Genomic DNA, 10,470 nt, shown 5'->3' with positions numbered 1-10,470 from the left:
TTTAATACGATACTAAATTGCTGTTCGGCTAATTTCTCGACCTCACAGGCAAGCGTAAGCTGTTTATCAACGGGCACACCGGCGGCCATTGTTTGACAAAAGTCATCATCAATCGGCTTATCGACTGTCACTATATAACGCTTTGGTTGGTGGAAATTAGGGTGGATCAGCTGATTACACAGCTCACCGTCGTTGGTCAAAATAAGCAAGCCACGCGAGTCTTTATCTAGGCGGCCAATTGGGTATACGCGGGTTGCTTGTGGTAGCTGGTGAATTAGGCTACTGGGATCGTGTCGGTTAAGTTTACAATCAATCCCCACCGGTTTGTGATAGGCATAATACACTAACGCTGCAGCGCCACCAATAACCTCACCGTTCACTGTGATTGAGTCTTGCTCATCCACATGATCGATATGATTAGCAGGGCGGTTATTAACCATCACAACGCCTGCATCAATCAAGCGCGAAGCCTGTTTTCGCGAGCAAACACCCGCATGGGCTATATACTTAGCGAGTCGAATTTTACTACTCATAACGCGGTACTTAATAATCAATGGGTAAAGTTGATCGCGATTATAGCAAAGCGACGTATTGAGTAGTTAACACAGTTAATTTAACCGCGGGTAGGTTAATATGGGTATACAATTTTCAGAGCTAAAACAACATCAACCATTACAAAAAGTCATTGTTCATTCGTTAGAAATGGCGCTGTTTCAAGTGTCGGTGATGATTAACGGCAGTGAATATGTTGTCTATGAAGAGAGTGATGAACGCATGAAAGCGCTCAGTCCTTTGCATATTCAACAGCGCTTTGCAGAGATTGCGTATGTACAAATGGTGCTTAGGCATAGCAGCGCATATGATGAAATGTGTGGCCAAGCAGAAAAAATTTCCAATAATATGCTAGAAGTTCCCTTTGGGCAAAATAACCTGTTTTAACTGACGGCTTTTGCTAACATAGCGCTATTTGGAATCGCCCCATGTACCACTTACACGCCGATAACACGGAGCAATTAAACCACGCACTGCGCTCAAAAATGCTCGCGTTTAATGCGCAACACTTTGACGCTGAGCGCCAACCGCTGGGCTTTAAATACCTTGATAAACACGGTGCATTAGTGGCTGGTATCAGCGCTTATGTTTTTGGTAACTGGCTGCTAATAAGTTGGTTGTGGTGTGATGAATCTGCACGCGGCAACGGTTTGGCCGGCGCGTTATTAACATCACTTGAAAATGCTGCAATTGAGCAAGGAGCGGTGCAAGCACAGCTTGATACCTTAGACTTTCAGGCCAAACCTTTTTATGAAAAGCGCGGTTATCATGTTAAATATCAACTTGATAATTATCCCCGCAATGGCACTCGCTACTTTATGGAAAAGCCGCTACGCACGGCTTAATAAAGGGTCAATGAGCGTTATTGTTTAGCGGTTAATGGCGTGCCATCAAAGCTAATACCTAAGAATGGAGTCGCCTCAGGCGCTAAAATAAAAGTACGAATATTCATATGATCGTCTTTATCTGGGTGATTTAGTACGTCGTCACGATAAAATTGACCAAAGCAGTCTAAGGTATTTTGTTTGCTAAGCTCATTAAGCTTGGCAAAGGCAAAAATTTTGCAAGAGCCATTATTCTCACTTGCAGAGCTTAATAATCCGTGGTTATTAAACGCACAGGCAGTAAAATCATAATGCTCATCGATAACAGCCATGGTGTCGGCAAAGTTGATACGCCTTGGGTGGTGTGCAAGCGTGGTTAAAAAATCTGTCAGTGTCATGTCCTATCCTTGCCGTTATTAAATGGGTTATTTTTAACCTGTTGAGTTGTTAGCTGTTACAGCGGCTATAAAGTAGTGGCTGTGTTATTTATTAATTAAATGCGTTAACGCCTGAATGTCGCTTATCTCAATATCTGCGAGTCCTTTGTAGGCATAAACATGTGCTTGATTGTTTAGCCAGACCGACTGACAGCCTGCATTATTGGCACCTTGTACATCGCTATCTAGGCTATCGCCGATATGTAAAATGTTGCTATTTTTAATCTTAAAATGGGCTGCTGCTTGATCAAACAGGCTGCTGTGTGGTTTTGCTTTACCGTGCCGGCCGGCTTGCAGTACCAGCTCAAATTTATCTTTTAGGTTAAAGCGCTCAACTTCCACATTACCGTTAGTAATGGCAATTAAGCGAAAGTGCTGGCTTAATTTGTCAAGTAACGTCAGTACCTCTTGGCTCACTGCAATATTACTACGGGCATCGGCAAATGCTTGATAAGCGCTGTTTGCATGCTGCGCTAATTCTTGCCCTTTAAAGCCAAGCTTAGCAAGTGCTAAACGTAAGGTATGTTGACGCCATTGGGTTACGTCATCAATTAACTCTGGTTGCTGTTGAGCGACTTGCTCTCGGCAATGTTGCCAAAATTGTGGCCCTTGTTGCCCAAAGCCGGGCAGCGCATTTAAATAATCCAGTTGCGCCTGAACCGCTGCGGTTATGATAGGGCGGTTATCGTAAAGGGTATCGTCTAAGTCAAAACTAAGCACAGAAACAGGAGATATTGCACGATTAAAACGGATCATTTATTGGCTTCCTAATCGGTTCGTTTTTTTGCCCGTGGGTGTGTGTTGTCGTACACCTTGGCTAAATGCTGAAAATCTAAATGGGTATATACTTGCGTTGCCGATAAGCTACTGTGTCCCAGTAACTCTTGTACGGCGCGTAAATCGCCCGACGACTCTAAAATATGCGAAGCAAATGAATGGCGTAGTTTATGCGGATGAACCTGTGAACTGATCCCTTGCTTAATACCCCACTCGTGCATTCGTAAGCGTACTTGGCGAATCGAAATACGATTTTTTTTACTACTTAAAAATACCGCCACTTCTTCTGCAGTGGCAAATTGTGCGCGAATCGCAAGCCACTGTTGCAAGGCTGCTAATGCTTTAGAACCAACCGGAATTAAGCGTTCTTTGTTACCTTTACCACGCACTAATATTTCACCGGTTACGCTATTTATATCTTGTAAGTTAGCGCCTACCAACTCGCTAATGCGCAACCCTGATGAGTACATTAGCTCCATCATTGCTTTGTCTCTAATCGCGAGTGGGTCGTCGGTTGGCATTTCAAGTAATCGAGCCATTTGATCGACGTCGAGATTTTTCGGTAGCGGCTTGGCAAATTTAGGGCCTTTAATGCCCATCGCCGGGTTATGATAATGTGCTTGCTCGGCAATGTTCTTGGCTTTTAAAAACTTGTATAAACTACGTATGCAACTGAGTTTTAAGCTAATCGTGCGGCCACTCAATTGCTTTGCGCGCAGTGCCATGCTGTAACGGCGAATATGCTCGCCTTGTACATTAAACCAATCATCGCAGAGTTGACTAAAATACAGCGCGGCAAAACCGAGCTGGCTTTCATATTGGTTAACCGTATGCGCCGAATATTGTTTTTCAAACTTTAAATAGTCGCTAAACAAAGCGATTGGTGTGCGCCAGTGTTCACTTAAGTGGCTAATAGTAGGCGCCGCACTCTCACTCATGCTAATTCGAGCAAACGTAAATGCAATGAGCGCACAAAGTCGAGTACAAACAGGTTGTCTTGCGCGGGTTCAAAGTGATTTGCATCATCACTACCAAATGCCAAAATAGCGATGGGCTTGTTAATGCCACCAATTAAATAGATAGCGGTTGAATGGATGTTATCGCTAAATAATAAACTGCGCTCTTGCTGATTGATCCGCCCTAAATAGTAGCCGTTTTCAGCCAGCCGATGCGTAACTAATTCACTGTACTTAGCCTCGTATTTAACGAGTTTGCATGCGCTGATTTTCGGGCTGCTGCAAATGATATTTTTTACATTACTGGCTAAAGTATTAAAGTCGTAATTCCCCCATAATTCACGATGGCATTGGCTAAACAAGCGATACACTAACTCATTTTCAGCGGCATGTTTGCGCATTGTTGCCATGCTATTTTTTAGCTGGGTATTGTGCTCGCGAAGTTGCCGTTGCTGAATATGCACCAGAGAAGTTGCGCCTGGCGCTTGTTGTTGTAATTCTAACTGGGCTAACAACTCAGGGTGCTGTAGTAAAAAGTCGGGGTGTTGTTGCAAGTAGGCGACTACTTGCGCTGCGGTTAACTCGCTCATAATGCCACCTGTCCATCAAATACATGCTCAGCAGGGCCGGTCATGCGTACTGGGTGGCCTTCGCCATTCCAGCGAATGTGCAAGCTACCGCCGGGTAAGTCGACTTGTACCGCACTGGTTAACTTATTTTGCACAAAGCCAACCACCATAGCGGCGCACGCCCCAGTACCACAGGCAAGGGTTTCGCTAACACCGCGCTCCCATACTCTTAGTTTTATATGTTCTTTAGAGATCACCTGCATAAAGCCAATATTAGCGCGCTGAGGAAAACGTTCGTGATTTTCAAGTAACGGGCCAAGCAGTTCGACTTGCGCGGTGTTAATATCATCCACTTCTAACACGCAGTGCGGATTACCCATAGATACCGCACCACTAAACACTGTGTGTTCTTCGCTGCGAATAATATAAGTAAGCTCGCGCTTAGTGGCTTTGAGTGGAATTTTACTTGGCTCAAAATTAGGGTGCCCCATATTCACGGTTACTTGACCGTCTTTTTCTATATACAGGGTTAAATTACCCGACTTAGTCGACACACTAATTTTGTGTTTATTAGTTAGCCCCTTCATCCGTACAAAGCGGGCAAAGCAACGTGCGCCATTGCCGCACTGTTCTACTTCGCTGCCATCGGCATTAAAAATGCGATAATGAAAGTCTAGATCGGGAGAGTATGGCGCTTCAACCATCAGCAACTGGTCAAAGCCAATGCCAAAATGGCGGTCGGCCAGTTTTATGATTTGATCTCGCGATAAAAAAACACTTTGTGTAATATTATCAATAACAACGAAGTCGTTGCCTAAGCCGTGCATTTTGGAAAAATTAACTAACATAGCGCTCTAATTCGGTTTTGCTCTGCGCTAATCATGCCACAGAGCCGGGTCTTAACAAAAACGTTTAAGGTAAAATTTTCTCACCTTGATAAAGGCTTTCGATGGTTTCGCGTTCGCGGATCAAATAGTGCTGACTACCATCCACCATCACTTCGGCAACACGAGGGCGCGAATTGTAATTTGAGCTCATGGTAAAGCCGTATGCTCCGGCGCTGCGCTGTGCTAACAAGTCACCTTGCTTAAGGGCAAGCTCACGGTCTTTGCCTAAAAAGTCACCGGTTTCGCACACTGGGCCCACGATGTCAAAGTTATGTATTGGGGTATCGTCGCGTACTGAAAGCGGAATAATTTTTTGCCATGCCTGATACAGTGCGGGGCGCAGCATATCGTTCATGCCCGCATCAACTATAGCAAAGTACTTGTCTTGGTTTTGTTTTATAAACTCAACTTGGGTGACTAAAATACCGGCATTGGCGGCAATAGCACGGCCCGGCTCAAAAATAAGCTCAAGGTGACGATAATTTGCTAAGCGCTCAGTGACTTGCGCGGCATATTCACTGGGGTGAGGAGGTTGCTCATCATCATAAGTCACCCCTAAACCACCGCCAATATCTAAATGACTGAGCTCGATATTGCATGCTTTTAATTCATCGATCAGTTTCAGCAGTTTATCTAGCGCTTCTAGAAAGGGCTTGGTTTCGGTGAGCTGTGAGCCGATATGGCAATCGACACCAATAATATTTAACCCAGGCAGTGATGCGGCATGTTGATAAACACTCACTGCGGTTTGAATATCGATACCAAATTTATTCTCTTTTAAACCAGTCGAAATATAAGGGTGTGTTTTAGCATCAATATCAGGGTTAACACGAATAGAAATAGGGGCATCGAGATTAAGCTCGCAGGCTACTTCAGAAATACGTTCTAACTCTGAAACTGACTCCACATTAAAGCATTTTATACCTAACTTTAATGCATAGGCTATTTCGTCGGCTGTTTTAGCAACGCCTGAAAACACCACTTTAGCAGCATCGCCGCCCGCTTTAATAACCCGAGCCAGCTCACCTTTAGAGACAATGTCGAAACCCGATCCTAAACGTGCCAATATATTGAGTACGGCAATATTTGAGTTCGCTTTTACGGCGTAGCATACCAAGCTTTGATGATTTTTAGTGGCATTGGCAAAGGCTAAGTAATGACGCTCAAAAGTGGCGCGCGAATACACATAACACGGCGTACCGTATTGCTGAGCAATGCTGGCAACGTTTACTTCTTCGGCAAATAACTGATTGTTTTTATAGTTAAAAAAATCCATTTATTGCTCCTGTTTGGATTGTGCGTTTGCTTGCTCGCGAGGTACAGCCGGTGGCGCTTCATCTTGAGGTTTATTTTGTGTTGTTTGCTGTTCTGGTAAATACAGTGGGCCGCTCTGGCCACAACCAGCTAATGCGCTGAGCAGTACAGTGCTTATAAAGAGTCGCTTAAATTGTAAAGTATGTATCGCTTTCATTAGATTAATAGAGTTGCTGGCTTTATAATCGCAGAGTAACAGAATATCTAAAAAATGCAGCTATTCGCGGATTATTTTATTCCTGTTACACTAGCTGCATAACAATGTACCCACTATTAGGCGGCCCGCCTGTAAAGGAAATTAACCATGACTGATCATGAATATCACCAATTAGCCGAAGCACTGATGTTTACAATTGAAGAACAAATTGATGATTGTGAAGCGGATTTAGATTATGAATCAGCGCAAGGTATTTTAGAAATAATTTTTGCTGACAAAAGTAAAATTGTGATTAATAAGCAAGCACCTTTACACCAAGTGTGGGTTGCGACTAAATTTAATGGTCACCATTTTGAATTACGTGGTGATCAGTGGATAGATAATCGCTCGGGTGCTGAGTTTTGGCAGTTTATGAACGAAGCGTCAACACGCCAAGCAGGTCAAAAAATTGAGTGGCAATCATCATTATGAGTTTAGCGTTTGTAGAATACCCCGCTCAAAGTGAACATAAAGCCAGTGTTATTTGGTTACACGGTTTAGGTGACTCCGGTGACGGCTTTGCCCCCGTTGCGCCGCAGCTGGCACTGCCAAATGAGCTTGGGGTGAGGTTTATTTTCCCCCATGCGCCAGTGCAACCGGTCACCATAAATGGTGGCATGGCAATGCGCTCTTGGTATGATATTAAGTCAATGGATTTAGATAAACGTGCCGATGAGCAGGGCGTGCGAGAGTCAGCCGCTAAAGTGGCGCATTTAATCGACCAAGAAATTGCCAGCGGTATTGCAGCCGATAAAATTATTTTAGCCGGCTTTTCGCAAGGTGGTGTAATTTCGCTGCACTTAGCACCCCGTTACCCGCAAAAACTTGCCGGTGTGATGGCGCTTTCAACCTATATGTGTGTGCCAGAAAAACTGCAAGAAGAAGCAATACACCACGATTTAAATGTTTTTATGGCGCACGGCAGTGACGATAATGTGGTGCCACTCAGTGCAGGTAAAAGTGCCTTTGACGTATTAACAGCACATAAAATGGATGTCAGCTGGCAAGAATACCCTATGGCGCATCAGGTGTGTGCCGCTGAGCTACACGCTATTCGTCAATGGTTAATTGCACGTTTAAGTTAATAATGGATTTGCAGAGGTTAATATGGGTCAAAAAATAGTGATTAAAGCAAACGTTAAACGCGAGCCACAAAGTGAGTTGCCAACGTTAAGTTATGTGTGGAACTGGCGCCGTATTGTGAGTGTTTCTATGTTGGCAATAATGACCTCTGCCGCTGTGGTGTATGGCTTAACCACTATGGTTAACGCAGAGCAAGGAGAGCCAAACCAGTCATCAAGCGCAAGTGAAAATGTAGCCAGTAGCGCAGATAATAGCGCGCATTCAATACCAGCCATTTTGGCGGAGCAACCCGTGGTGGCCACCCCGCAACCGGTAACGCTACAAGATAAACAAGCAACCCCCGGCGCTGAGCTTGCAGTAGCAACGCGCGTAGCAGCTAGCGATGTAGTTGTTATAGAACCTGCATCACAGGAGCCCGTTGCGCCGTCAGTAACTGCAGCAAGGGGAGCCGCAGAGCCGTTACATGTTGATACTGCAGCGCCAACAAGCGATTTAGTGGTGCCCAGCGCCAGTGGCAACACAACCGCTAATAATGTGCAAGGTTTTGCGCCATTAGCGCCCGTGGCAAGTGTGGCGCTAGGGGCACAAATAGATACCGATAAAATAAGCCGAGCGGTGCTGACTCGTAAAGTAACTAAGCGTGAGCCGGTTAATGTGTTTGCTGCTGATATTCGTCTCAGCCAGTTTACTGCGACCTTGTCATTTTTTAGTGAGCTAAAAAACTTACAAGGGCAAAAGGTCACCCATGTCTGGTTGTTTGAAGGGGAGGTAATGGATGCAATTGAACTTGCAGTTACCTCGCCGCGTTACAGAACATATTCCAAAAAAACGATTTTGGACTCGCAAATAGGCCATTGGCGAGTAGATGTAATTGATGAGCAAGGCCTGTTAATTGCTCAAAAAGAATTTAGAATTTTAGCTGACTAAGCCAGCTACACTGACATAATTAAGTGAGTATTTTTAATGACCGAAACAACTAAGGTAGTGCGTATTGCTACCCGTAAAAGCGCCTTGGCGCTGTGGCAGGCGGAGTTTGTAAAAGCGGAGCTGGAGCATCATTATCCCGAACTGCGTGTTGAGTTAGTGCCTATGTCGACGCAAGGTGATGTGATTTTAGACACCCCATTGGCTAAAATTGGTGGCAAAGGCCTGTTTGTTAAAGAGCTTGAACAAGCGATGTTAGCCGGGCATGCTGATATGGCTGTGCATTCGATGAAAGATATGCCGGTAGAGTTTCCAGATGGGTTAACGCTGCACACTATTTGTGAGCGTGAAGACCCACGTGACGCGTTTGTGTCTAATAATTACGCCAATATCGATGCACTACCGCAAGGCGCGATTGTGGGCACTTCGAGCTTACGACGTCAGTGTCAAATTAGGGAGCTACGCCCTGATCTAGAAATACACGACCTGCGCGGTAACGTGAATACCCGTTTAGCTAAATTAGATGCGGGTCAATACGATGCAATCATTTTAGCAGCAGCAGGTTTGATCCGCTTAGAAATGAAACAGCGTATTCGTGCTTATATTGAGCCTGAAGTCTCATTGCCTGCAAATGGTCAAGGTGCGGTGGGGATTGAGTGTCGAATTGATGATGAAGCAACTAAAGCATTACTGACGCCACTTGAGCACCGAGAAACACGTATTCGGGTGAATGCCGAGCGTGCTATGAACCGTCATCTAGAAGGGGGCTGTCAGGTACCTATTGGTGCTTACGCACTAGTTAATGGTGACCAAGTGCACTTACGTGGCTTAGTGGGTGCGATTGATGGCAGTGAAGTGTTACGTGATGAAATTAGCGGCCACGTAGACGACGCTGAAAAACTGGGGGTTGCGCTTGCTAAAAAGTTATTAGCGCAAGGTGCAGACAAAATATTAGCTGAAGTATACAGAGACGCGTAATGTTAAATATCTTGATAACTCGTCCCCAAGGAAAAGGCGCCGCCCTTGCACAACAACTTGAGCAAGCGGGTTATCAAGCGTCTTTATTTCCAGTATTAAATATTGATTATTTAATTCCCGATAGTCGTGAGCTCAGCCCATTAAGTAATGCTGATAAAATTATTTTTGTTTCGCAAGATGCGGTGCATGCACTGAATGAGCTGCAGCCTGAAATTAATACCAAAGCGCAGTTTTATGCGGTGGGCCAGCAAACGGCCGATACTATTTATGATGTATTTGGCGTGCGCGCTGCGGTACCTAAACAACACGACTCCGAAGGCTTGTTGGCACTGAAAACACTCGCAGATGTAGACGGCTGCAATATTGTGTTAGTGAAAGGCGTTGGTGGGCGCCCCGACATAGCTAAAACATTAAAGCAACGCGGCGCATATTTAAATAATTGCGTGGTGTATTCACGAACCCCGATTGCGCATGAGCCGGCTAACTGGATAGACCACTGGCAAAGGCTAAAAGTACAGGGTATAGTCGTAACTAGTAATGCGGCGGTGGATGCAATTTTTGCCGATCTTGCTGCGCCACAACTACAATGGTTACAACAGTGTCGATTTTATGTTGCCAGTGAGCGTATAGGCGCTTATTTACAGCAGCATCAGATAAGTTCGGCTAATATATGTATTGCAGCAGGGGCTAGTGACGACGCTATGTTTACCTGCATTAATCAGCAAGGTAGCAAAATGAGCGAACAGACCACACCGCCAACGGCAGAAAAAACACCGCAAAAAGCACTCGACTCAAGTGTAAAAAGCAGTAAAGCAACAGCGCAAAGCAGTGCTGCAAAGGCGCGTAATACGGAGGAAAAACATAAGCAAAAAGTCAGTAAAATTGCGATTATAGCGCTTATTATTTCGTTAATTGTGGCCTCCGGAGTGGGCTATGAATTTTACCGCAAACTTAATGCGGGTAAAACGCAAGC

General features: G+C 44.9%; 15 protein-coding genes. 7 read left to right on the top strand and 8 right to left on the bottom strand.

Going from position 1 to position 10,470, the window contains the following annotated elements:
• Window positions 1–533 (bottom strand): pseudouridine synthase (locus ABYB02_RS10735; RefSeq protein WP_372762457.1); only part of this gene is annotated, 533 nt, incomplete at its 3' end.
• A 100-nt stretch (window positions 534–633) separates the two neighbouring features.
• Here ABYB02_RS10735 and ABYB02_RS10730 point away from each other — a divergent pair.
• Both ABYB02_RS10730 and ABYB02_RS10725 read left to right on the top strand, forming a co-directional pair.
• On the top strand, window positions 634–939 hold the full coding sequence (locus ABYB02_RS10730) for a DUF6482 family protein (protein ID WP_372762456.1): 306 nt from the start codon (window positions 634–636) through the stop codon (window positions 937–939).
• Window positions 940–980: 41 nt separating this feature from the next.
• Complete coding sequence (locus ABYB02_RS10725; RefSeq protein WP_372762455.1) at window positions 981–1,397, top strand: GNAT family N-acetyltransferase; 417 nt, start codon at window positions 981–983, stop codon at window positions 1,395–1,397.
• A 17-nt stretch (window positions 1,398–1,414) separates the two neighbouring features.
• Here ABYB02_RS10725 and ABYB02_RS10720 read toward each other — a convergent pair whose 3' ends face one another.
• The 7 genes from ABYB02_RS10720 to ABYB02_RS10690 form a co-directional block, all read right to left on the bottom strand.
• Window positions 1,415–1,774, bottom strand: coding sequence for a HopJ type III effector protein (locus ABYB02_RS10720; protein WP_372762454.1), 360 nt, complete (start codon window positions 1,772–1,774; stop codon window positions 1,415–1,417).
• A gap of 84 nt (window positions 1,775–1,858) precedes the next feature.
• A complete protein-coding gene (locus ABYB02_RS10715) occupies window positions 1,859–2,569 on the bottom strand; it encodes an HAD-IA family hydrolase (protein WP_372762453.1) in 711 nt (236 codons plus the stop codon).
• Between the two features lie 11 nt (window positions 2,570–2,580).
• Entirely contained in the window at window positions 2,581–3,528 is a 948-nt protein-coding gene (locus ABYB02_RS10710; protein WP_372762452.1) for a tyrosine recombinase XerC, read from the bottom strand.
• The gene (locus tag ABYB02_RS10705; RefSeq protein ID WP_372762451.1) at window positions 3,525–4,136 is read right to left on the bottom strand and encodes a DUF484 family protein; all 612 of its coding nucleotides are present in this window, start codon (window positions 4,134–4,136) and stop codon (window positions 3,525–3,527) included. The genes ABYB02_RS10710 and ABYB02_RS10705 overlap by 4 nt, the downstream gene beginning before the upstream one ends.
• Complete coding sequence (gene dapF, locus ABYB02_RS10700) at window positions 4,133–4,963, bottom strand: diaminopimelate epimerase (RefSeq protein WP_372762450.1); 831 nt, start codon at window positions 4,961–4,963, stop codon at window positions 4,133–4,135. Before dapF ends, ABYB02_RS10705 begins: the two co-directional genes overlap by 4 nt.
• A gap of 64 nt (window positions 4,964–5,027) precedes the next feature.
• Window positions 5,028–6,278 (bottom strand): diaminopimelate decarboxylase, encoded by a 1,251-nt coding sequence (gene lysA, locus ABYB02_RS10695; RefSeq protein WP_372762449.1) that lies wholly within the window; start codon window positions 6,276–6,278, stop codon window positions 5,028–5,030.
• On the bottom strand, window positions 6,279–6,473 hold the full coding sequence (locus ABYB02_RS10690; protein WP_372762448.1) for a lipoprotein: 195 nt from the start codon (window positions 6,471–6,473) through the stop codon (window positions 6,279–6,281).
• Between the two features lie 147 nt (window positions 6,474–6,620).
• Here ABYB02_RS10690 and cyaY point away from each other — a divergent pair, with 147 nt between their 5' ends.
• The 5 genes from cyaY to ABYB02_RS10665 form a co-directional block, all read left to right on the top strand.
• Entirely contained in the window at window positions 6,621–6,944 is a 324-nt protein-coding gene (gene cyaY, locus ABYB02_RS10685; RefSeq protein ID WP_372762447.1) for an iron donor protein CyaY, read from the top strand.
• Window positions 6,941–7,597, top strand: a complete 657-nt coding sequence (locus tag ABYB02_RS10680) for an alpha/beta hydrolase (RefSeq protein ID WP_372762446.1) — start codon at window positions 6,941–6,943, stop codon at window positions 7,595–7,597. Before cyaY ends, ABYB02_RS10680 begins: the two co-directional genes overlap by 4 nt.
• Before the next feature lie 22 nt (window positions 7,598–7,619).
• Entirely contained in the window at window positions 7,620–8,522 is a 903-nt protein-coding gene (locus ABYB02_RS10675; protein WP_372762445.1) for a DUF2914 domain-containing protein, read from the top strand.
• Window positions 8,523–8,558: 36 nt separating this feature from the next.
• On the top strand, window positions 8,559–9,497 hold the full coding sequence (gene hemC / locus ABYB02_RS10670) for a hydroxymethylbilane synthase (RefSeq protein ID WP_372762444.1): 939 nt from the start codon (window positions 8,559–8,561) through the stop codon (window positions 9,495–9,497).
• Window positions 9,497–10,470, top strand: a 974-nt coding sequence (locus ABYB02_RS10665; RefSeq protein ID WP_372762443.1) for a uroporphyrinogen-III synthase, incomplete at its 3' end; no start/stop codon positions are given. The genes hemC and ABYB02_RS10665, both read left to right, overlap by 1 nt.

The organism is Pseudoalteromonas sp. (assembly GCF_041613455.1).
Taxonomy (GTDB): Bacteria; Pseudomonadota; Gammaproteobacteria; order Enterobacterales; family Alteromonadaceae; genus Pseudoalteromonas.
This window is presented reverse-complemented; position numbering and strand designations above follow the sequence as displayed.